22 protein-coding genes are annotated in these 23,545 nt (G+C 46.1%); 11 read left to right on the top strand and 11 right to left on the bottom strand.

Features of this window, described 5'->3' with window-relative positions; all coding sequences use genetic code 11:
* Positions 1-190: 190 nt before the first annotated feature.
* From ACHZA2_RS06385 to ACHZA2_RS06370, 4 genes are all read right to left on the bottom strand, one after another.
* Positions 191-424: a DUF2164 domain-containing protein gene (locus ACHZA2_RS06385; RefSeq protein ID WP_319579012.1), complete on the bottom strand. Its 234-nt coding sequence runs from the start codon at positions 422-424 to the stop codon at positions 191-193.
* 170 nt (positions 425-594) lie between these two features.
* Complete coding sequence (locus tag ACHZA2_RS06380) at positions 595-933, bottom strand: hypothetical protein (protein ID WP_319579011.1); 339 nt, start codon at positions 931-933, stop codon at positions 595-597.
* Positions 930-3,932 (bottom strand): hypothetical protein, encoded by a 3,003-nt coding sequence (locus ACHZA2_RS06375; RefSeq protein ID WP_319579010.1) that lies wholly within the window; start codon positions 3,930-3,932, stop codon positions 930-932. The genes ACHZA2_RS06380 and ACHZA2_RS06375 overlap by 4 nt, the downstream gene beginning before the upstream one ends.
* 99 nt (positions 3,933-4,031) lie before the next feature.
* Positions 4,032-4,373 (bottom strand): hypothetical protein, encoded by a 342-nt coding sequence (locus ACHZA2_RS06370; protein ID WP_319579009.1) that lies wholly within the window; start codon positions 4,371-4,373, stop codon positions 4,032-4,034.
* A gap of 538 nt (positions 4,374-4,911) precedes the next feature.
* Here ACHZA2_RS06370 and ACHZA2_RS06365 point away from each other — a divergent pair.
* From ACHZA2_RS06365 to ACHZA2_RS06355, 3 genes are read left to right on the top strand one after another with little or no spacing between them, the layout of a single operon-like run.
* Positions 4,912-5,421: a hypothetical protein gene (locus tag ACHZA2_RS06365; protein ID WP_319579008.1), complete on the top strand. Its 510-nt coding sequence runs from the start codon at positions 4,912-4,914 to the stop codon at positions 5,419-5,421.
* A gap of 29 nt (positions 5,422-5,450) precedes the next feature.
* Positions 5,451-5,996: a hypothetical protein gene (locus tag ACHZA2_RS06360; RefSeq protein WP_319579007.1), complete on the top strand. Its 546-nt coding sequence runs from the start codon at positions 5,451-5,453 to the stop codon at positions 5,994-5,996.
* Entirely contained in the window at positions 5,993-6,241 is a 249-nt protein-coding gene (locus ACHZA2_RS06355; protein WP_319579006.1) for a hypothetical protein, read from the top strand. The genes ACHZA2_RS06360 and ACHZA2_RS06355 overlap by 4 nt, the downstream gene beginning before the upstream one ends.
* A gap of 238 nt (positions 6,242-6,479) precedes the next feature.
* Here ACHZA2_RS06355 and ACHZA2_RS06350 read toward each other — a convergent pair whose 3' ends face one another.
* From ACHZA2_RS06350 to ACHZA2_RS06330, 5 genes are read right to left on the bottom strand one after another with little or no spacing between them, the layout of a single operon-like run.
* The gene (locus tag ACHZA2_RS06350; RefSeq protein ID WP_319579005.1) at positions 6,480-6,686 is read right to left on the bottom strand and encodes a hypothetical protein; all 207 of its coding nucleotides are present in this window, start codon (positions 6,684-6,686) and stop codon (positions 6,480-6,482) included.
* Positions 6,687-6,704: 18 nt separating this feature from the next.
* The gene (locus tag ACHZA2_RS06345; RefSeq protein ID WP_319579004.1) at positions 6,705-9,362 is read right to left on the bottom strand and encodes a PKD domain-containing protein; all 2,658 of its coding nucleotides are present in this window, start codon (positions 9,360-9,362) and stop codon (positions 6,705-6,707) included.
* On the bottom strand, positions 9,359-11,353 hold the full coding sequence (locus ACHZA2_RS06340) for a type IV pilin N-terminal domain-containing protein (RefSeq protein ID WP_319579003.1): 1,995 nt from the start codon (positions 11,351-11,353) through the stop codon (positions 9,359-9,361). The genes ACHZA2_RS06345 and ACHZA2_RS06340 overlap by 4 nt, the downstream gene beginning before the upstream one ends.
* A 1-nt stretch (position 11,354) precedes the next feature.
* A complete protein-coding gene (locus ACHZA2_RS06335) occupies positions 11,355-13,325 on the bottom strand; it encodes a PA14 domain-containing protein (protein ID WP_319579002.1) in 1,971 nt (656 codons plus the stop codon).
* A complete protein-coding gene (locus ACHZA2_RS06330) occupies positions 13,325-15,016 on the bottom strand; it encodes a hypothetical protein (RefSeq protein ID WP_319579001.1) in 1,692 nt (563 codons plus the stop codon). Before ACHZA2_RS06330 ends, ACHZA2_RS06335 begins: the two co-directional genes overlap by 1 nt.
* Positions 15,017-15,586: 570 nt before the next feature.
* Here ACHZA2_RS06330 and ACHZA2_RS06325 point away from each other — a divergent pair.
* From ACHZA2_RS06325 to ACHZA2_RS06310, 4 genes are all read left to right on the top strand, one after another.
* Positions 15,587-16,318, top strand: coding sequence for a hypothetical protein (locus ACHZA2_RS06325; RefSeq protein ID WP_319579000.1), 732 nt, complete (start codon positions 15,587-15,589; stop codon positions 16,316-16,318).
* Positions 16,319-16,422: 104 nt separating this feature from the next.
* A complete protein-coding gene (locus ACHZA2_RS06320; RefSeq protein WP_319578999.1) occupies positions 16,423-16,671 on the top strand; it encodes a HEPN domain-containing protein in 249 nt (82 codons plus the stop codon).
* 174 nt (positions 16,672-16,845) lie between these two features.
* Positions 16,846-17,169, top strand: coding sequence for a nucleotidyltransferase domain-containing protein (locus ACHZA2_RS06315; protein ID WP_319578998.1), 324 nt, complete (start codon positions 16,846-16,848; stop codon positions 17,167-17,169).
* A 50-nt stretch (positions 17,170-17,219) separates the two neighbouring features.
* On the top strand, positions 17,220-17,828 hold the full coding sequence (locus ACHZA2_RS06310) for a tetratricopeptide repeat protein (protein WP_319578997.1): 609 nt from the start codon (positions 17,220-17,222) through the stop codon (positions 17,826-17,828).
* A gap of 76 nt (positions 17,829-17,904) precedes the next feature.
* Here ACHZA2_RS06310 and ACHZA2_RS06305 read toward each other — a convergent pair whose 3' ends face one another.
* Positions 17,905-18,249 carry a DUF86 domain-containing protein gene (locus ACHZA2_RS06305; protein ID WP_319578996.1) on the bottom strand — a complete coding sequence of 115 codons (345 nt, stop codon included), beginning with the start codon at positions 18,247-18,249 and terminating at the stop codon, positions 17,905-17,907.
* The gene (locus ACHZA2_RS06300; protein ID WP_319578995.1) at positions 18,246-18,536 is read right to left on the bottom strand and encodes a nucleotidyltransferase family protein; all 291 of its coding nucleotides are present in this window, start codon (positions 18,534-18,536) and stop codon (positions 18,246-18,248) included. The genes ACHZA2_RS06305 and ACHZA2_RS06300 overlap by 4 nt, the downstream gene beginning before the upstream one ends.
* A gap of 437 nt (positions 18,537-18,973) precedes the next feature.
* Here ACHZA2_RS06300 and ACHZA2_RS06295 point away from each other — a divergent pair, with 437 nt between their 5' ends.
* The 4 genes from ACHZA2_RS06295 (at position 18,974) to ACHZA2_RS06280 (ending at position 23,522) form a co-directional block, all read left to right on the top strand.
* Positions 18,974-19,432 (top strand): nucleotidyltransferase family protein, encoded by a 459-nt coding sequence (locus ACHZA2_RS06295; protein ID WP_394698507.1) that lies wholly within the window; start codon positions 18,974-18,976, stop codon positions 19,430-19,432.
* A 236-nt stretch (positions 19,433-19,668) separates the two neighbouring features.
* Positions 19,669-20,169, top strand: coding sequence for an acylphosphatase (locus ACHZA2_RS06290; RefSeq protein WP_319578993.1), 501 nt, complete (start codon positions 19,669-19,671; stop codon positions 20,167-20,169).
* A gap of 171 nt (positions 20,170-20,340) precedes the next feature.
* Complete coding sequence (locus ACHZA2_RS06285) at positions 20,341-21,909, top strand: PKD domain-containing protein (RefSeq protein WP_319578992.1); 1,569 nt, start codon at positions 20,341-20,343, stop codon at positions 21,907-21,909.
* Positions 21,910-22,004: 95 nt separating this feature from the next.
* Complete coding sequence (locus tag ACHZA2_RS06280; protein WP_319578991.1) at positions 22,005-23,522, top strand: PKD domain-containing protein; 1,518 nt, start codon at positions 22,005-22,007, stop codon at positions 23,520-23,522.
* The last annotated feature ends 23 nt before the right edge of the window (positions 23,523-23,545 follow it).

The following is a 23,545-nucleotide window of genomic DNA, read 5'->3' as shown; positions in this document are numbered from 1 at the left end:
CCGGAACTCACAAAACCCTATGCACCTATTCTCCCGCCCTAAGAATTAGTATTCTATTTATATCTGTACAAATGAGGATTAACTCGGTATAACCCGGATTTCATAGGTCGGGACCTCCCGCCCTAACGAAGATCCTTCTCCCTTTTTCCCGCCCTCCCGACCTGAGCAGAAGAGGTCACCGGTGACCGGATTATTTCAGGATAGAGAGAAGGTCTTCAGCAGCCTCTGCAATGTACTTGTGTGAATCATATACGCCCTGATTGTAGACTTCAGGGGCCAGCTTGTCCATAAAGAAATCCAGAATCATACCTGCTGCAAGCTCCCCGATGACCTCGTCACGTTCGGTGGAATAATAATTCTTTATCTCTGATATCATGACATCCCGTCTCTCTTTGGAGAGGGTTATGGTCTGCTTGTGCTTCATCAGCGTCCTCTATACAATGTTGGTCAACGCACTATTTGCATTGTATAGCAGAACAGGGACCTTGATGTCCTGACTCTAAAAATGTCACCCGCTCTGCTCCGGGTGTCAGAACATTCATCTCGAAAGTCCTGAATGCGAAAATAGATGGATGATGATGGATGATTAACGAACTATGATCCTTCTCTCGTCTCCTTCACCCTGCTCACCGGTCCTTTTCGATGCTCTCCTGACAGCACAGCCCTGACCCGTGATGCCGGTATCGCGTATTCTGCATCACCAATGGTCATGTACAACCCTCTTCCACTCTCCGAAAGCCTTGCAACTCCTGGAACCGGCCCTGAAATACTACTCTCACCAAGCCCCATCAGGGTTGCAGCAACCATTCCCTGAGGGATGGTAAACCTCCCGATCCCGTCGATGAATATCACCAGATCCTTCTCATCACGGATGATCCTCCCGCAGAGATCAAATCCCCCTGATCGCGATATCCTCTCCACAAATTGATTCATACCACTCCTCCCCCTGCTTTTCCCGGACCGGATTTTTGCTTCTCCCGTTCATAACATGCTGTACACAGTCTCGTCCGGTCTCCTGGATCAGACCAGACTGCAGGCCTGATCCCGCAGAGATCACAGGTCCCACCATCATCCCGGTGGAGAAATGCATCAGGATCTATCACTCCCGGAAGAGCCATGACAGACGCTACCTCCCTGGATACAGCATGGCGATAGCAAGATACACAGAGCCATCTTCTTCCATGCGGACTCCGCCGTCTTGCTGCAGACCGTCGCTCCTTGTACTGCACCTGCCTCTTCCCACATACCGAGCAGGTTCTCTGTTCAGGAAACCCGTCTATTAAAACAAAGTCCTTTGGATTGATCGATGAGATGGAGCAACCAGGGTCAGCTGATTCTGATGAACAATATTCTGATGAAGCGTTTTCTGATGAAAAACCCTGATCATCTTCTGATACATCGCATTTCCGGCTCTCATGCTCTCCCGGGGATTGTGGATCGCCATCGGTTGTATCATGAGAATCATTCCCGTTATCATCCTCTGCTGCAAGCCAGACACTGCCACCTTTGAGCCAGGATTTGTACAAATCCTGGTCCCACAGGTACACCGTTGTCCGCCGCGTCGTCGTCTTTCCCTCATCTCCCTTCGTCACTGTCCGATCAAGATACGAGATGGCTGGACACTTCGCAAGAAGACCTGAATAGGTCTTACCATATGACCGGTACCCATGGAGCAGCTTCGCAACCGAACTACTTGACCAGCCTGAAACCCGCTGCATCTGTGCGATAGTAATCTCTGACTGCCCGTATGCTGAGAGGATATCGATAAGCCCTGATTCACGCCGTGTCAGTTTTGTCCCCTGACCGCCGGTCTTTCCATTAAGTGCAACAAAGAGTTCTGCTGCCTTCTCAAAGTCCCGGACTGTCGCCACCACACACGATATCCCGTTAATGAGGGTTTTCTCCCGCTGAAACTGATAGATCGCTGCATGTGTTCTGATCAAATCAAGGAGCATGTCCGGATTTCGCCTGTTCTCTGCTGACTGGAACCTGATTCGGAGTGCAAACGGGATGACAACAAAGACCTGCTCAAGTGCCTCCCATATCCGGTGACATATCCGAATATCATCACGTGTCCCGGTGATAGAGCCCGGAAGTTCTCCGGCCTGTTCAAGGGTCCGCATGAGAACCCGCTGGTCCTGCTCGTCGGTGTCATCGATCCAGCAGGTGAGCATCCGGTTGAACACCTGGTCATCACCGACCCCTTCCACCTTGGCAAGCCACCACACACACCGTTCAGGAATGATGCAGGTTAGCGGCTTTCTGTCTTTGTTTACTGTCCGGTACGGAAACGGTTTCTGAAACGAGGTGGTCACTCCTTTCAGGATCTCCTGCATCTGGTCTGAAAGGCTCACATCATCGAGCGTGATCACGGTGCCCGGGTTGAGATCCTCCATGTAAAAGAGGGCCTTGTCGCTCATCCGTCCTTCAATCCTGAACTCTGGCGGGATAAGTGATCGCATGGTATCCATTGTGTGTGACTTCCCCTTTCCTGACTCTCCGGATATCGAGACATGAAGCCCCTTGCTGTTTACCACGGTTCGAGAGATCAGCGAATGGATAAGGCACTGTGCTACCTGCTGATCGCCTTCATGCCTCCTGCCAAAGGTTTCAAGCATGTATGCGAGTGGATCACTGTTTGACAGGATCTCCTGTGCTTTGCCTCTCTCACTCTCTGCAATACTCTCTGTAATACTTTCTGTAATGCCCTCTATGATCCTTCCAATGACAACATCGCCCGTATCTCCGTCATCAAGATCTGCTTGCCCATTCTGCCGGTTCTGAACCTCAAGAGCCTCCTGAATGTCATCGTCACAGGTTCTGCCTTGGGCCTCGTTTTTGGCTCTGATCCGTTCAGATCTCCGCTGAGCATACCACCTCTCTGCATCGCGGTGAGGCGGTTCAAATCTCTTTCTTAATTCAGGCCATCGTTGCATTCCACTTCCGCATGAGTCGTGGTGACATCCGGCAAAGATCGCACCGCTCTCGAATTGAATGGCAAATGCACCGTCTGTATGTGCATCAGAGAATGGACATTTGTCAAGTACATACAGTGTACCTCCCTGGTATGACTTGGCGGTGTATGTCAGGTTGTACCTGGTGAGCCACTTTGCAAGATCAAGGACCGGTTCGCTGACCGCTGCCATAGCCTCCGGTGTCCGTGTCTTTTCCCGTTTTGTGGGCTCAGATGGCTGAACCGGGTACATACGTACGAGCTGGTTCAGGTCGTCTGCAGAGAGAACCCGCTCTTTTGGTGGCATCGAGAGGACCTGCGATCTCCGGTGAGGACGGGTGGGAAGATCATCACCTTTGCGTGATATCGTCCCGTATACCTTCCAGATCCGTGCAGCATTGAAGTTAGCGGTATCAACTTTACACCTGGCATTCGAGAATCTGATGTCAAGGAGCTCAAGGACCTTTCTGATGAGATCCCGGCTTTCGTTGGTGTTGATCAGATCCAGCTGATAGAGCAGATGGGCACCATTGCCTGAATCAGCCATGAGTGGCGCTGGCCATTCGCACGAGGAGAGGAACGCCCTGATGGTCTCAGCAAGCGAGATGGCTGCCTCATGCTCTTCATCAGATGAGGAGACGCCCGAAGGCCTCACCGGATCGATGTCTATCGGAAGCCAGCGTCTTCTCACGATGTCTGCATCTGCGGTTGATGCATCCTTTCTCTCAAGTCTGTACTTGATCCTGTTCGCCCGTCTTGCAAGAAGAGCAGGGTTCACCTCGTTGAGTGTGACATACGTGCCTGATACACGGGTATCCTTCTCCCGTTCAAGGAGATCTGCTGCTGCTTTTTTGAGATCATCATAGTATCCTGATGAGATCCCCTCGCCTGAAATAATCCGTATCTCGATGATCTGACCTGGATCAAAGAGGTACTGCAGCCCGGCAAGCACCTCATCATACTGCGAATCAGCAGCCATGGCTGCTCCGGCGCGCTATTGCACCCATTACCCTATTTAATGGCAAAAATATGCGGTTATGAGAATTCAGCGCCTGCTGCCTGATGAGACGTGAGTTCATCATACCACCGGAAGTGGAAGTGCCCCACCTGGATTGATCTGATATCGAATCCATCCGGCCTTATCCCGAATCCAGTACTGCACATCTCCGGGGAAATGGTAGTTTCTCGTGAGATTCGAGAGAGTCTGGATATCATCACTGATGGAGCCTCTCCGGCTGGATCTGGCATAGATGAAGAAGACTTTTCCGTCTTTGTCCCAGGCAACAAGGTTAATTCCTGCAGACTCGTGGGTATGACTCTGCGCAACCCTGATGACCGTGTATCCTCTTCTGATAAGGAGATCCATGGCACTGTACTCTGCCGTCCTTCTGGTCCGGTAATCCGGATTTTCAGGCCTCATTCATCCTCCAAACGTGCGTTCCTGAATGAGATTCCTGCCTTATCAAACGGGTCATCCACCTGTATTTACAACCGTGATTGATGGATATGCTTAAAATTTCAGACTGTGATACTTGATCACTCCCCTTGGTGATATGCCCCCAAGCAAATCCATCTGACGGGGAGTACATTATGCTCCAACTCCTTTTGTCGTACTATCATCCTTCTACCTGAGTTTTATCAGTGTAACCAGGTAGTGAAAGACTGTAATCTCTTCATCCTACTAAAGCTTTTGAAATTGATTTTTCTTAAATAAAAAGATTTAATTAATCATAAAGCACGGGGTCACGTTTCATTTCATAACAATCTACGTATCTGGTTTTTTTTAGATTTGTGACGTAATTTGGTTGATTTATTCCGGTGTACATTGGGGTGCTCTTATCGTACGAGATTTAGATGATTCATTCGTAAATCTTTGGATTTTTGGTATCTCTTTTGAACCTTTTATACTCAGGATACGTATGAGATAGTGTCGCACTACAGCGACGATGGGGGAACAGATGGGAGATTTTACTCAGAAGAGTGTTGTGAAGTCAGCGGTGAGAAAGCTTGTTTCACCGATTGCAGATTATACCGCGTTCAATGCTCTTGTCCAGGATGTCCTGGACAACAATCCGTGGGGATGCACAGTCTATGAGTCTGCAGGTGTTGCTAAACCTGCGGTTGAGAAGACAAAGGAGGCGTATGCAGCCACCATCGTGTATGAGAACGCAGAGGCGAAGACGGTAGGGAGCATTCCGGTTCGTGGGCCGACGATGGCAGCGGTGAACACTGCTGTCACCCAGATCACGGGCATTGCAGCGATCACTACCGGTATGGGGACCGGTGTGACCGCTTCACGTGATTCGTCAGAGGACTCGTTCAGCTGCACGCTCAAGGCTCATGCAAGCAACGGCGAGCTCTACACGGTGACATTCAAGAGGGACGGTGTCACGATCTCGAGCTATGAGGCTGATTCAATTCGTACCGGTCTTGAGGCCTGGGCTGATACGGTTGCCATCCTGGCTTGAACCTCTCTTTTTTCATATCCGGGGGGAGTATGAAGAGAGGGTACGTTCTTGGGGGGTTCATCTGCCTTATCCTTGCAGGTCTTGCTGGTGCTGAGTACCTTTCAACATCGATACATTCTGACGGGTCTGTGATGCTTGCAACATCAGGGTCTGATCAGAACGGCTCGTTTGTGTCACGGGCTCTGGGTGTGGATGCTGTCCGGCTGGTCAGGACGGTATCCGGTAATGATGAGCATGATCTGGCAATATCAGGATCAGGGCCGGTTCTGGTGTCTGATGTCGCGTCTGCAGTTCTGAAGAGCAATGAGGTACGGGATCGCTGTGTGTTTCTTGGTGCCGAAGGAGAGAGGCCTGTTGGTGAGGCCTCGGTGTACACTTCAGGAATTCTGCATGGGGGTGAGTTCGACGTTTCACGGGCTATCGGGCCTGATCTCTCGGGTGAGACCCTGGTGAACGGGTCCGGGCTGATGGCATTCGGGTCTTTTGTATCAGGGAACAGGTCTCTGAGGAGCAGGGGGTTTGTGTCCGGGAACCTGACGGTGGAGGATCTCTTCAGGTTTGGAGGAAGGATATGATCGCTGAAGTTGTAGCCGGGGTATCATCCGGATTTGCGGTGATGAACGCGGTTGCAGCGTATCATCTCTACCGGCAGTATCGTCTGCTGGCAGAGGAGTCGGGAGAGTTTGCAGGCCGGGTTTATTCTCTGATCAGGGAGGAGGATGGTGAGATCGTGACCGATCCGGTGGTGCTGGCCGGAGAGGTGATGGATCATATGAGCCGGATGTCCGGGGTTGTGACGTGGATCAAGGGAAGGGGATAGGGATGAGAGGAGATCCAGGAGAAAAGGTTCTGGATCCCTTTCCTGTTGGTTGTAATCCCGATGGACACTCGGGTTATAGTCCTTCAATGCCAGAAATTATGGGGGGATTATCGTAAAATATACTGAAATCCTGCCTGCTCAAAATGATGATCTGATGAGTACACGAGATTTATGTTATTTTCTGTCATGATTATGAAAGAAAGGCAATCAGTGAGACTCCAGTTCTTATCCAGTTATTTCAGTAATGATCGTGTTCAACAGACCAATCTGCTGGCCCTCTTACTGTACCTGCGTGTTTGAGTAGATGCTTAAACGGATCCTCATATGGGTCTTCTTCAATTACTTCAATTGTGAGGAGACAGGTAGTATTTGGCTTTAGATCAACCTGATCTGAAATATGGAAGTTTGATCCATCACATGTTGCTTTTACTGTTAGAGTTCCCATTTTTACCTCGTTATCTTTCTATCCCCGTCTAAATGATACCATAATTGTGTGATTTGCAGTCACATTGTTAATTGTATAACTATTTCCAGAAGGATAAACTCGTACTCCATCTACCCATACTCTGTTTACCCGATACCCTGATGATGGTGTGAAGGTGAATGTCTGACTATTATTACACTCCACAGAAACTGCTCCACCTGGTGATATCGTTCCTCCAGTTCCTGTTACTGATGCAGTGATTGTGTAATACAACTTCGTGAACACAGCCTGAATCGTCTGGTTGTCTGTTACACTTGTAAATGAATATGTATATGGACTCGTATTCGCTCCAAATGACGTCCCGTTAATTATTATATCTGATATATTGTAACATGAACCAGCGGTAATAACATAATCCTGATCCTGTCCGCATTTAACGGTTGTATTCCCGTTTGGTGAAATGGTTCCTCCAGACCCTGCTGAGGCGGTAATGTTGTAGTTTTTCAGTGTGAAGAGAGCCTGAATCGTCTGGTTGTTTGTCACATTTGTAAATGAATATGTATATGGACTATTTCTTGACCCAGGGGATGATACTCCGTTTATTACAATATCTGAAATATTGAAACATGAACCAGCAGTAATAACATAATCCTGATTCTGTCCACAGGTAACGGTTGTATTCCCGCTTGGTGAAATGGTCCCCCCTGACCCTGCTGAAGCAGTAATGTTGTAGTTTCTCTGTGTGAAGAGCGCTTGAATCGTCTGATTGTCAGTCACATTTGTAAATGAATAAATATATGGGCTCGGTTTTGATCCAAATGAAGTTCCATTGATTATTATATCTGAAATATTGTAGCAAGTATTTGCGTTAACGAGATATGTCTGATCCTGTCCGCAGGAAACGGTTGTATTTCCGCTTGGAGAGATAGTTCCACCTGATCCTGCTAAAGATGAAATATTGTATGTTCTTTGTGCAAACGATGCTTCAATACTCTGGTTTGTTGTAACATTTTTAAACGTATAATAAAATGGACTGGATTGAGAACCCAGGTGGTACGACCCGTTAATAATTATATCTGATATATTAAAGCAGGAATTTGCAAGGACTGTGAGCGGTTGTGAATCACCCATACATGAAACACTGATAGGACCATTTGGCGAAATAATTCCCCCAGTGTTTTGAGTTGTAAAAACAAAGTTCGGATGCACAATAAAGTTTGCAGTAATGTTCTGATCTGACTGAACATTTGTGAATGTATATATGTATGGACTAGTTTGAGTTCCGAGGTGCTGATTCTGGTTGATAATTACATCATTGATCTGGTAACAGATGTCAGTAGTTATTGTGAATGAGGAACTACCACTGCAAGAGACATTAACAGGTCCTGCTGGTGATATTACACCATTATTTGACTGAATCACTGTAATTTGATTTTCGCAGGAGGATGCCGTGATATTCTCCGAAGTAAAACTTAATCTTTCGCAACTGTTCGTGATAGATAAATTTACTACATATGTTTTTTCGTCATAAAATGTATGAGTTGGATTTTCTTCAGTAGATGTATTTCCGTCTCCAAAATCCCAGTTCCAGGATGTGATCTGCCCATGGTTTGTGCTACTTTTGTCAGTGAATAAGATGGTAAGTGGGGGTTTTCCATATGTAGTATTAGGCTCGAAACTCGCTGTTGCAACGCAATCGTCATCGTTGATTACTGAAATCTGGGTCTCAACAGTATTTTCATTCCCGCATGAATCGGTAACGGTTAAACTGGTATAATATATCCCATAGTAAAACGTATGAGTAGGATTTTGTTCAGTAGATGTGTTTCCATCTCCGAATTTCCATAATCGCGAAACGATTGAACTACCACCGGTTGTTGTAGAATTGTCTGTAAATGAGATCGTTAGGGATGGTGGAGATCCGGTTGTTGGTTTATCAGTTTTTATGCTTGCAGTGACACTGGATGAGCAGGGTGTTGAACCTGTCGTAATTGTATGAGTTACTTCATCAGTTCCACATAGGTTGTGAACCCTGAGTTTTACTGTATAACTTATCCCCGAATTAGTAAATACATGAGTTGGATTTTGTTCAGTAGATGTGTTTCCATCTCCAAAGTCCCAGATTCTACTTGTTATAGGGTACGTTGTATCTGATTTAGATTGATCGATAAATGATACTGATAATGGAGGGTCTCCTGATTGAGGAGAGCCAATGAATGCAGCATATGGCCTTGCCAGGCATGAAGAATCGGGATTATTATTATCACCAGTGCAGCTTCTCACCTGTGCCCAGCCAATTAAATTCTCAATTCCTCCACTCGACCTTGTAATGATCTGAACATATTTTATTGAACTGCTCAATGTTGGTTGCAGGCCTGTTGATATTGTTTTAATAGTTCCAATAGACCATTGTTTTTCAATTACTGGGTTGAACTGTGTAATACTTATAGGATTTTTATTAGAGTCTAAGAATTTGGCATAGAATTTAGTGTTATTTTGTGTTTCAAGGAGTGAATCCCCACCATTATGATAGAGAAAAATGTCTGTTCCATTGATACAAGCTTCAAAATTCATATGTGGAATTTCTGTAGGCACAATGTCTCTGGTGACCATCACCCCTACGATTCCCATTGCTACAGTAACAACGCTGATCAGCAGGACAACTGCAATTATATCTGATACAGCGATATTTTTCATGATTTTATTGTAAATACTCCGTTACTCACTGCTGTTGCAGGATTCCCTGCGAAATCGTATGCAGTACCCCGGATTTTACATGTAGTAGACGGATTATTTGGGACGTACCAATAAAAATATCCGATGTTATTTAGAGTTTCAGCATATGTAATCTGAGAGTACGAAGTCCCTGAGTTTATTGAATACTCAAGTTTTATGTGATCAACATTTACATTATCAGATGCAGTCCAGACGATCTGTTTCGGATTACTACTTGGATTTTGCTGCCAGATTTCTCCTCCACTTGGTGTAGTGATAGAGATTGTAGGTGCCGTGGTGTCTTTAATCTGGAAATAATTGTCACTCTTATCTGTTCCAGTGAGTCCATTATTTCCAGATGCCTTAACAATTATTCTTACCTTCTGTGATGGTACTGCAGGTACAGGCCATGAGAATAGTCCAGTGTTGGATATTCCTGATGCGATTGTTGTTGTAACAGGGCTATCTGATATAGAGTACAACAGATTTACTGAAGAAATCCCTGATCCAGATGTAGCATTCCATTTGATCTGTTGAGTAGATCCGATAGACCATATCTCTCCACCATTTGGTGATTCAACAACAACAGTCGGGGCTACCTGTTGTATAGTAAATACTCCGCTGATTCCTGAAATCAATGATCCGTCACTCATATAGGCTGTAACAGAAACCTGATATTTAGTCCCAGGAGCATCTGGAGTTGTCCAGTCATACGAACTAACACCGGAAATGCCGGTTAGGATAGGGGTCCAGGAAGATCCGTCTGTGTATTTTAGGTCAATAGAATCAACATCAAATGGTGATGAGACGCTCCAGGTAATTGGATATTTCCCTGCTCCATTGAGTACCGCCCCTGAAACAGGTGATGTCACTGTAACAGATCCGGATGACGAGGAGGTTGAGATCTGGAAAACTCCATCACTGGTGTCTGAACTACAATCTCCTGCAGAATTGCATGTGGTTACATTTATCTTTCCTAAATCTGTTTGAGAACCGGTTGGTATAGTCCATGAATATGGGCTTGATCCGGGGGATGAAGAGATCATTGACCACGAAGATCCCCCATCTTTTGATAGGAATAGTGTTGTCTGACTGATTCCGGTAAGACTTGATGCGGTCCAGACTATTGAATTTGTACTCTTTTCAGTCCACGATTCTCCACCATTTGGAGATTGAAGTGAAACAACAGGTACATCCTGTATTGAAAAAGAATTACTAGTGCCGGTTCCAACATTCCCATTCATGTCACGAACTGTGATAACAAGGGAATATCCCGAACCCGATACTGTTGGGACTGTAAAAGAGAGTGAATCATATGTAGACGATGAAAGAACTGAGTTTATTCCTGGCCCTGTTAATCTTACTTCTGCACCATAATAGGGGATTTGATCTGTTACAGTCCATGATACTGTTGCTGTTGATCCTGCCTTGAGTGGTGAAGTTGGAGAAATGGTTATTGATGAAATGACCGGTGGATCGGTATACGTTGACCAGTTTGATGGAATTCCATTGATAGACTCAGAAATATTTACTTTGGTAAGTTTTGATGTCTGGTACATCACCACACTGGATGCATTCGATCCATGAGGTTGGTAAAATATTGTTAGGTTATGGATTGGAGACTTTGTAGGCTTAAATGCAAGTGTATCTCCTGGTTTAAAATATTCTCCCTGAATGCAGAATGCTCGCTTATTTTTAGTAAAGTATGAGTCGCAAGTGGAATTGACCCCGTCTATTAATATCTTAATTTCATCATCAGAAAGTGCATCACCGCCATCATGGGCGATTTTTACAGTATGGAAGCCGGTGGTTGTATTTGTTTCATCTATAGGGACAAGTTCAGTTGATGGAATGGTATCGGTATGAATTTGACCAAGTAACATTGCCATAATGATGGTTAAACCGGCTATTACCATCACCAATATTAATAATGCGCCAATCACCTCCGATACTGCACCTTCTTTCTCTTTCATTCTAATCAACAAGATAAAACAGATCGGTGAAAAAATTCGCACTATAGGCGTCTGATGTTGTTCCAGGCAACTGGTACCGGAGTTCTGCTGCAGCCTTTCCTGCATTTTCATAGTACCAGATCGTGTATCTATGCCATCCTGGAATTACAATCGAAGGATCTGTTGTACAGGGATACCAGTCCGCTGCATCTGGAGGATACGGTTTGATCCAGGCCCTTGCGTCGATTGACTGCATCGCTCCATCAATAAACAGTTTGATGCCGTCATCGGCCCTGATCCAGAATCGGTAAGATCCAGCATTTTCGATAAACATCAGCCCACTCCAATTAACATAGAAGTAATCTTTATCGGTACCAGATCCTACTGCAATTGTTGATCCTATTACCACTCGGTTTGCACCATTTGGCCATGCAGTTTCAAGTGTTGAATATGCAGGGGTTGCAGGAATTGACATGGCCAGAGCATCGGCGAGTTGAATGTGATGGTGTAGTTGTTTATTCCAGGCGGTAGTCGATTCGATATATTTCCATGGATTACTGTTCCGAACTCCAACAGCTCTGTTATTATCTGGATCATTATAACTTCCATTAACCGTTGCACTACCCCAGTAATTTCCCCAGACTCCCTGAATTGCAAACCGTGAATGTATTGTGTGGGATTCGGTCAATGGGCTAAACGTGTATGTTTGGGTTCTTAGGGCAGGGTTGATATCTGTCCATGCAACTCCATCAACAAGGATCTCATAAGATCTATTTTCACCAGATGCTGTGATCGTGTACGTCGGTGTGGAACCTGCCGAATAGTTAGTCACACCAAGCCGGGAGATTGTGCCTCCAACTCCAGTTGTTGCTGTAATTGAGTATGATGGTGAAAATATTACGGCCAAGGATATGTCCTGTGTAACAGATGAATTCAGATAGGTAAACGTTGTGTTGTTTGCAGCATTTTCAACATTAACCCCTCCAGATATTACCGAGTTACCATCAGTTGCTGTTCCAGAAATCCATCGAAGTGTACTGATCGTCCCTGAACCTGTTGCAGTGAATAGGGCACTGAATGGATCACCGGAGGTGACTGTGAATGTGTGACTTCCTCCATCTGTAATTGATACAGAACCATTGCTTACTGTTCCCCCTCCGCCTAAGTTAAAGATGGTTATATGGGATTCTGGGAGTCCAAAACTAAAATATACGGTCTGATTTGTGTTTGTTGGGGGAGAGAATGTTGTCGTTGTTTTTCCGACCGCATTAGAAATGGTGTCCGCTTCTGTGCTGTTCATGTGGTCTGATGTCCAGAACTCCGTTCTGTTGGTTGCGAGGTTGATAATCCCGGATGTTGCAGTAGCAGTCAATGAAATCTGGGTCCCAACCGGGACCTTTACTGCTGTAAAACCATCTAATGTAGTTGTTGTTCCTCCGCTAGGTACAACCGTTCCACTCCCTGATGTTAATAATCGGATATAATAATAATCGGTTGGAGCAGTCGTTGATGTGGGTGATGAATTTGGTATTGTTTTAAGGAATTTCTTTTCATACATCAATACTTCATATAATCCACTATCGTGTTGATTACCGTTATTTCTATAGATTACCTGAACTGATGAGATGATCGGTGTCATATTGACAGAGAAACTGATGGTGTTCCCTGTTGTTAAGTTATTATTTCCTGAAGTGTTGTTTATCGTCGGTGAGTCCGAGTAAAATGTGTAGGGAGTTCCGGAGATTGGAATTGCCCTGAATAAGTATTCGTTTTCATCAACTGGATCTCCTCCTCTTGACTGAACATAAATCGTATTGTTAATTACATTTCCGTTAATGGTGGTTTCATTCCATATTTCAAGACGAGGATCTGGTATAATTGTTGGAGGATACTGAGAGGTTAAAACAACAAGGACAATAGAAGCAGCAGAGACTAAAATCACAATCAAAAGAAGAGCGGATATTAGTTCTGATAATGCCGGATTTTTTTTCATTATGACCCCTGCCATCCTACTGGTTGAAGGAGAATCTTTGCATCTACTTCTGAATAATCCAAATAAACTCCTCCAGTACTGTTTACTTGAAAGATAAGATCTCCCGTGGTTCCTGAAGGAGATAAATGAGCCCAATCGTTTTGAAACCCTGAAGATGTGTTTGCAGCATGGATGATAGAATTAAAGGCGCTTCTCCATGCTTCTTTTGAATTACTGTCTGGTAAATTTGAGATTGTAACAATTACATCCTGTGTGTTCTGTGTAACTGGTGCAAGGTAATACTGTCTTTGAGATGTCTGGTCTGTCAACACTCCTTTCCAGATTCGTGAAACCCTTGAGGATACCTGGACTGGTGTTGTTCCAGAAATGTCCTGATTGTCCTCACCTGTAATGATTAATTTCGTTATGCTAATCGAGGGTATGTCACTATTAGTAAGATTTTTTGCAACTCCTAGTGAGACGAGTGGAAGTAATTTAGATACACTACCATTCTGTGTTAAGAAGACTCCCCCGAGTTGGTAGTAATATTCCTGTGGTACCCAGTAGTAGTTTCTTCCGGTGTACGAGAATTTACCCATAGATGTTGGTCCGGATGTCACAATTTGATTTAAATACGAAGATCTTATGACAGAATCGAGAATTGTTGAGTTTATCGCGGTTGAAGTATTCACCGCTCTGCTGATGTTAACATCCCAGTTTTGTGTAATATTTGCGGCTCCAATGTACTGCTGAATTAATGTTCCATTGGACAAAATTACCATCATAGGACCCATTGTGTCAAGGCCATATGCGGGATCCTGAATGTTAATCCAATATTCAGAAGGCCTTGCTGCCGAACTATTGAGCGTAAAGTTTTGAAAAACCGGATATCTTGTATTTGTCGATTGATTTAGTTTTGTCAAACTCATTGTCAGGTCATACCGGTAGTCCACTTTCATCTGATATGGGCTTTTGGCTGAACTAAATGCTGTGGCATTAGTTTGAGGGACAGAAAATGCCGGAACTCGAAGAAGATCTATTGATGCTGTCCAGTTAGATGTGGTCTGGTATGTTGCACTATTGGTCGAGTTCGGGTAGATATCACAGAGATGATAGGAAATTGACTGGTTTGAAGAAAAATCATTTGGAGAATCTGGAATTCGACTTGTTACTATTGAATCAACCGGAACTGGAATCCGGATCATATTGACAATCTTAGATGGATACAAGGATTGGTAATAGAGTAATTGCCGGTACAAATCAGGATTTGCATAGATCTGGTTGGAAAGTTCTGAGTTGGATGTGAAGAGTGAGGTACCACCATCAGATGTATCCTTAAATAGTCCTTTAATTGCAATCTGTATCATTCCGTTCTCTGATCCAGTACCGATTTTCATCTCTCCATCAGATCCAATCGGCTGTGTCAATGGAAGAAAAACAAACTTCCCTTCAGTTTTCTGCCCTAATGTTCCCATCTCGATATTCTGGGCAAGGGATGTATTAACCTGGCTGTTGATCCATAATGAATCCATAGCCATTTTGAAATCAACGAACTGATTTTTTATATATGTCATATGTGTGATTTCTGCTTCTCTTCCTTGAGCAGGAACAACATAGGTAACATATAATGAAGCAACTACGACTAATATTGCGATAATTAAGATAAAACCGATGACTTCAGATAGCCCGGACTCTCTCTGCGTACCCACCATGACCAATGTTACCAGTATCGACTACTCAGGATTTATACCTTTCAAATTAGCCTTAAATAATTTAGGCACCTCGATTCCACTTCGGGTTTGCTGATTCCTTTGATTTTAAGCATAATCAAGGCACTCCACAGTGAATTATCCCTCTATCCCTGGAACTGGTTACTCCCTTATAGCACCTAAATTATCTCCCAATATCTGCCGTATTTCCTGGATTTAATCCCAATCTGATCCCATCATTCACCCGATATGAATTCGCTACCATTTAACCCGGCGTTCCCGGTTTCTCCGGATTTAATCATTTTACCAAGGCCCCGAGTTCCCCAGTAATAACCGTAACGATGTTTCTATCGACCCAGCCCTAGAAACTATGATAGCGACCGTCTATTGACCTCGCCATTTCTGGGACTGATCCCATATCCGGGATCAACCAACTCTTCTGGTATTCAACCCGGGATTTATCTATCCCTATCTGCCGGTTTAAGATTCTTATTATCCAGATCCCGGCCATCACTGTATGTATTTGCGGAGATCTGGAAATCTCAGATGTCATGAACCCATGATGGTGATACATTGGCAGACAGAACACTGCTCATATGTGCATGCCTCGTAGTTGTTACGGTTCTGTTATTCGCAGGAACCGGATTACTCCTCATGTACAAAGGAACACCTGACAAAAACCCAGGGGTCTCCTCACCGAAGAATGATGAAACAATGAAAGCACCTGGTCAGGGCAGTGGCCCTGCACAGATGCAGAAACCAGGAGAACAGTCCGGTCAGCAGTGTGAATCCGGTCCGGTATATTCAAAGAACCAGGGTGACCGGGAGACCGGCTCCGGGAACGAAAATCCAGGGAAGATGAGCCGTGATGGTCCAGGTTCAGGACCTCAGAGCCAGGACTGCCCGGGATCAGGATCTCAGAATAATGCTGGTGGCCACGGTGGTCGAATCCAAGGTCAGGAACAGATGAGCCAGGCCCCTGTAGGCCATGAGTCCGGCCCAAGTGATTGTGGCTGTCCATGCATGAAGAAATCAGGCAGGCAGCAGGGAACTGATAATGGCCCCTCCGGAAAGGCAGATCGCGAGTTATCAGACAAGAGTCGCTGGGCTCCTGAAGAGTCCGGGAATGGTCCACGAGGTGGAGCAATTGGCCAGGACCGGAGTTATCAGGGACCTGCAATCAAGGATAAAGAAGCGTTCCATCACCGGTTTACCAACCCCGGTAAGCATGAGCGATCCGGATGCACTGACCGTGAAGGTTCTGGTGAAAAAGAAGTCTACCTAATCGTTACAGAGAAGTGCTAGATCACCATAAAATTTAAGCAAATTCCTCTTTTTTTTGTTGGTGTTGGCAGTAATCTTTTTGTCTTTTAAATCGATAGTTCTCTGTATAACTAACCAATCTGAATATGGGTCCTCCTCAATCAAACACTGATTCATCTGACTTAAGAGAAACTGCAAGAAAGTGGATTCTTCAGTCGTTACATGATAAGAAGATGGCTGAAATGAATTACCAGCATGAAGGCTATGATGTTGCAGCATTCCTCTCTCATCAAACGGTCGAAAAGCTATTCATGGGTTTATTTGTAATAGAGGGGGATGAAAATTCCACGAACTCATCATATAGATCAACTAGCAAAAGAGTTGTCGGTTCCTGAAGAGATCCTTCCTGATATCTATAGATTGGCACCTGATTACCAGATCTCTTGATATCCGGATATCTCTGATTGTATACCCTATGAGATATATAGTATGGATATCGTATCGGTGAAATTACAGGCCCTTGACCGAATATTTACAGTTCTCAACCCACAATATAAGGAGTTTATTCCATGAGAGGTGATCCGATTCTTCATCAGTTTGAACAGGATGCTGTCCCTCTAATTAAGAATCTCTATCACCCCGAGCATCTCCTGGTTTTTGGATCAAGAGCACAAAACAGGGCACATGAGGGTTCTGATATTGATGTTATTCTTGTTTCTGAAGAGTTCAGGACAATTCCCTTTGTCATGCGGATGACTGATGTTCTTATGAAAGTCCCGTTTTTAGTTCATGTAGATTATATCTGCTATACTCCTGATGAATATACACGGCTGATCCACACTTCTTCCATTATAAGGGACGCATTGGAAGGGCCTGTTATCGCCCTGGTGTAACCTTTCTCACACGAAGGTATGATGAGTGATGAGGACAGTACCCCTCATCTATGCGGCCATTAGTACTCATCTCCTCTCTCCTTCTTCTCGCCCTTATCGTTCCTTACTCCCTGGCAGAAGACTCAACTGCCTGGTACGACAAGGGCGTGGAACTGATGAACCAGAGCAAGTACCAGGATGCAGCAGCAGCATTCCGGAACGCAACCAACCTCGATCCGAACAACACATGGGCCTGGCTCAATCTGGGAAAGGCCATGCAGGGAATGAACTGGATCACGCCGTCTTATGATGCCTTTAAAAATGCGACAACCACTGATGCGAACAACACATGGGCATGGATATTCAGGGGGAACTTCCTCCAGGACCGGGGTCAGATTTCCCAGGCCATAACCATGTATCAGAATGCGATAAAGTCAGATCCGAAGAATGCATGGGCCCGGTATCATCTCGGAACTGCAGAGCAGGCTCTTGCCCATTATGCTGAGGCCGAACAGGCATTCAGGAGCGCAATAGACATAGATCCAACAAACCAGTGGGCCTGGTACAACCTTGCCATGGTGCAGAAGTCCATGGGTGACTATGGCGGATATACCATGAACCTCAGGAAAGCGAGTGAGATTGACCCGGATCTTCCAAGAAAAGTAGGTCTGGTATCTTAACCCTTTTTTCTGGTATTGTTCTGAGTGGTATCGGTTCTGATCGTTCAAATCAATCTGATAACACTATAAGTATGTATCATCGCGATGGTGATATTTCATCAATGATCTTTACAATGGAGGCTTTCAATGTTGGTAGATCTGATATTACCGCATTCCAAACCTCATGAGGGTCAACTCCAAAATATTGGTGAACAAGCAAATTTCTCATATCAATTATCTGACGCCAGGGAATTTGTGGATATTGTAACCTGAATCCAGGTGACATTCCTGCAGAAGCTTCACCAATCTCCTGAATATAATGAATAATCCAGATTTGAACTAACTCGTTTGAGATGAGATCTTCGAAAATTGGTGGTTGATATTTTTCTATCTGATAAATCGCTTCAAGAATATCTTTGAGCCTTGAGAGATCATCTCTCATAGCGGTACTGCCTCACGAACAACCTGTTCGAGAACACGAGGCCTCAATCCCCTGTCACTTACTACATGGACCTGAACACCAAGGAGATCCTGAAGATCGTGGATGAGATCTGAGTGAGTAAATAATGAGAAATCTGGTCCGGGATGTACCAGGATATCAATGTCAGAGTTTTCATCCTGTGATCCCCGGGCAACAGATCCAAAAATCCGGATATTTGTCACCTGATATCTGGCTGTTATCGCATGGATGTCATCACGCCTGGAACGGATCATATCGAGGGTATACATGAGTGACTATTGTTCTCCTTCTGGATAATTCTGGATCTAATTTCTGCAGGTAGGATCTTTAATATGTATTCCAGCTCCTTGTTTTGTTCCTCCTTACGTGTGGATGAGCGGACTCTATCAACTCAATCATCAGATCACTTTGGATGGATTAATCGCAGGACGATCAAACCCTGAAAATACGAAAAAAACCTCTTGGGTATTCTTTATTATCCCCGTGGGATAGTATCCACCTGAGTTGACCTGAGATAATACTACCATTTACTATTCTTTTAAGGAATCGATCAGATACCTGGCTTCCCTGATTACATCTTGGTATCTGGCAATCAATCGGACAAGTATCATGAGTGACACTCTTCAACATGGGCTCTCTTTTGCATGAAAAAGTCCTTTTCACCGGTCCTACCTGGGGCCCCCAACGGGGCACCGTTGGGGTTTTTATGGGTCTCATATCTGTAAGCCAAGGCCCATCATCTGCATCTGAAAAACCTGATTTCAGAAAAGACTCAATATCTGATATGCACTGGGTTGATTCCTTTGAAGAGGTAAAAGAGGTAATCAATCACCATAGGGCTGATCTGGAACTAAAGTACCAGATCTCAAAAATCGTTGTATTTGAATCAGCTGCCAGAAACCGACTGACCGAATCGAGTGACATAGAGATCCTGATAGAATTCAACAGGTCTGTCGGATTTTTCACTCTCACACACCTGCAGAGTGAGTTGCGTTCTCTCCTTGGTCGGGATGTTGACCTTACAACCCCCGGGGCACTTCACCCTCTTCTTAAAGAATCAATACTTCAGGATCTTGTGTATGTCCGAATCCCTGGAAATAGGAATGATGGTGAGGTTTTTCTGAGCAATGAGTTATTCCACCGTTCTTTCAGATGGAGATTATAACCCCTTTACTGCAATTATCAAGCAGGATGGCACATGGTGGATCGGATGGATTGAAGAGTTCCATGGGTGAACTGCCAGGAAAAACCTATGAGGGGTTGATCATTAGTCTAAAGGAAACCCTTGCTGAAGCACTCCGTTTCAATCGTGAAGTAACTATTTAACCAGTGTTGGGCAGGTTTTTGTAAGAGCACTTCCTGGATGAAAAAAAATGTATTATTACTATACCTATACTGCTCATGAAGATCCGTGCCGTGATATCTGGTAAGTCAGTTCATGATGAGGGATATCGCGTTTTCCTTCTTAACAAAGCTATTTCAGAGGGTATTGAAGGATTTTCTGCAACGAATGGGGTGGGTCCTGGCAACTACGGCCAGGTCATTGTCCTTGCAGAAAGGGACGAGGAGGCAATAACTGGCCTTTCCCGGTTTTTGAAAGAGTCCTTTCCCCCGCATGCTCATATAGAATCTGTTGTGATCGAACCCTACGATCGTCGTGTTGTATCAATAATTGATTTCATGCATCTCCTGCAGGTTGAACTGTTGGATAAGGGTATCCCCGCTATACTGAGCATCAAAAAAACGCAAGAGGAGATGCTTGAGAAGCAGGAACAAACAATCGGTGAGATCCGTGGAATGAGAACAGACCTGAAAACCCAGATGGATGATCGGTTCAACAAAATTGAGCATGAGCTGCAGATGGTGAAAGATGCCCTTCACCGTTCTGGGATTCTGGCATAACCTCTCCCAAACTATCAATTATAATACGAATCTGAAGGGCTCTCTTAATCCAATCATCGGTACACTCTCTTTTACGTGCCATATTTTATATAATATCTTTAATATAGGTAACATACAGATATCTTACCTGTTTATCTGCCTGCCGCCCGGGGATGTGTTTGGAGGTATTCCATGAACGAAGAAGAAGATGATATGCTCGAACTGCTTGATGATGATGAGCTGATAGCAGAATCAGCCCATAATGAAGCACTCGGGCATGCGGAAGAGTCATCTGACGACTCGCCTGACGATGAGTTAGAACTGGAAGAGTCTGAAGAGGAAGAAGAGTTAGCCTTGGAAGACAGTGGAGAGGAGCAGCTTGGACAACCTGAACCGGAGCCTGAACCTGCAACAGAGAAGGAAGGCCTTGAGGTTGACGTACGATATCTTATCGTTGCAGCGGTTGCCATAGCAGCAATCCTTGTCGGTGCTGTCCTCTTTGTGCTTCCGATGTTCTCAGACAAAGCACCGGATGTCTCTTTCAACCCGAGTCAGACCGGGGAAGATCTCTTCCTGTACCATGCCGGAGGAGCCCAACTCTCAAAAGAGTTCCTGACCGTTCAGATAAATGGGGCACCGGCATCACCTGACAAATATATGCTCATGGGTGGGGGAAACTGGCCATGGTCTTCAGGTACTGTGCTCAGGGTGGATACCTCGGGATACACCAAACCTGCAGTGGTAACCCTGTTCTATAAACCGAAGTCAACCGAGTACACCGTGTATACAACCACGGTTCAGCCCTCCCAGACTCAGACCCCTGAGCCGGTGACAACTCCTGAGCAGCCTGAACAACAGGCACCTGCACAGAATGTCACACCCGGGGCACCTCCGGCCGGTCCACAGCCGGTAGCCCCGGAAGTAACACCACAGCAAGTCCCGCCAACACCTCTGGCAACATCGGTACCGGTTGCTGCACCTGTATCAGCCGGTGGAGTGGTAATGGATGTCCAGCCTGCAGCAGGTTCTGCACCGCTCACCGTCCAGTGTAATGACCTCTCAACCGGTTGCATCAGGAACCGGGTCTGGAGCTTCGGCGATGGTATGACCACCATGAAACGCAGCCCGACCCATGTCTTCCCATTCCCGGGAACCTACAATATCTCACTCGATGTCAGGTTCTGTGATCCTGAAGACGACCAGGTACCTCCGACCAGGCAGGTTGTTGTGGCCCCGTCAAACCGGCAGGACACGATCATCCAGGGAACCGGGAAGGCAGAGATCAGTGTTGACGCAAAGATCTTCTTCACCGTCAAGGGTCCGGGGACCACCGTCAGAATTGGCGGGCGTGATCACACCCTGAAGTCAGGTGACCATGTCGAACTGATCCTCGGAAGCGGTGGAAGCGGCGACCTTTCAGTAGTCTCTAAGGCCATTCTGAAATGTGACTACAGCAATGTCACTATGGTAGTAAACGGCGAAGAAGTGGAGAATGGAACCGTATCAGCCATCAATATCGATCAGTACCTCCAGTTTGAGACTGCAGATCTTACTATCAAAGTCCAGGCAGGCAGAGATGGTGCAAAGGGTCTCGTTGGAGGCCAGCCGGTGATCAACGCAGCCAAAGGTCAGCAGATCACCTTCAGCAATGTCGGCACTGATTCACTCGGCAAACTCCTCTTCAGTGTCCAGGATTCGGCAGGATTTACCTTCAGGGGCGGGGTCGGGTCGTACGACGTCTCCACTCCCCCTCCCCTCTGAATAGATTCCTATCAAACAAATAGAAGCAGGTTCAACACTAACGAAACGATTGCGTATGGTCGCTGAAAATGGGGCAGCGGCCTTTGTTTATCCGGATGGGTGGTACAATAATGCGATATGACCAGGCGATGTCTCAAATGCAGACGATCATAGCACTGTCGGTGGTGATGATCGTCCTCTTTGTTCTCGGGCTCTCTCTAGTTTTATGGAACCCGATCACCGAGAAGATCCCGAAAGCATCCATCTCAATCGAGGGTGAAGGTGACTCGATCGTGATGCACCATGTGAGCGGGGATCCGCTTCCGTCAGACCGTCTGGTAATCAGGGTCAATGGCGATGTGGTGAACAACCAGAACCTCAACTTCATGAACGGGGCATGGCCCTGGTCTGAAGGGGAGAATGTCCAGCTCTTCTACCCGGCACCGGAGTCACCACGGGTTGTCGAGCTCTATTACATGACCGACAAGGGCGAGAGCGTTCTCATCGACAAGGCACGGATAGAACCCCCGCCAAAGGTGAGTGCAACCCCGATCCCGGTAGAGATTGTTGCAAATGCAACTCCGATGCCAGGAGCGACAATAATCCCGGTGCAGGTCAGGGATGCTGATCCATACCAGCCACCGGCTGCCGACTTCTCTGCTGATCCACTGGTCGGCGATCCGCCGTTGACGGTCTCATTCCGTGACATGAGTTATGGAAAGATCGGCAACTGGCTCTGGAGCTTTGGTGACGGTACGACCTCGACACTGCAGAACCCGGTTCACACATACTTCGTGCCCAACACCTACACGGTCAGCCTGCTGGTCTCCAACTCGTATGGATCAAACCGGAAGACCGCTGAGAACTACGTCACCATAGGCTCGCCACCGATGGCAAACTACCTTGCAGAGCCAAAGAGCGGCCAGTCCCCGCTGACGGTCCAGTTCACCGACCTCTCAACCGGAAGCCCGAAACAGTATGAATGGTCGTTTGGCGACGGGTACCAGTCGACTGAAAAGAACCCGGTTCACATCTTCCAGAACGGCGGGGACTACAATGTCACCCTGACTGTCACTAACGCGTATGGCACCCACAAATACTCGGCTCCTGAAGGGATCAACGTCACAGCACCGACCAAGATGGATGTCTACATGACAGAGAGCCTTGCCGGAAACCTTGAACCTGACGGATACATCAGGATGAGGATCACAGACCCGGTCAGTTCCATCAAGATAGCAGGCAAGATCTACCAGTTCACGCCCGGTGACATCATCCAGCTCATCTATGGCGGGGGCTCATCAGATGGGACCATCTCATCTGATAAGAACCAGTTTGTGGCCTTCGACTTCAACGATGTGACGCTGGTAAAGAACGAGGAGATCCTCGCCCGTGGACCGGTGAACAGTGTTAAGATCGGCGGGTTTGACAGTTTCTCCTCGACCCTGAACCTCACGATTCCGGCCGGGGATGTGTATGATAAACTCTTCATCGACCAGGAAGAGTACAAGTACGTCAAGACCCCGAAGCTCGGGTTTGTCGGGCTCGGTCCGGGAAGCGACCAGAAGTTCTTCTACCAGAAGTCAAGCCGGGCTATGAGCTTCCAGGGCGGCATCTCCGAGTTCAAACGGGGATAACCCGTCTTCTTTTTTTCTGGCCA

The sequence above is a fragment of the uncultured Methanospirillum sp. genome (assembly GCF_963668415.2).
In the GTDB taxonomy this organism is placed as follows: Archaea; Halobacteriota; Methanomicrobia; order Methanomicrobiales; family Methanospirillaceae; genus Methanospirillum.
Note: the sequence above shows the minus strand (reverse complement) of the source record. Positions and strands in the feature narration are given on the sequence as shown.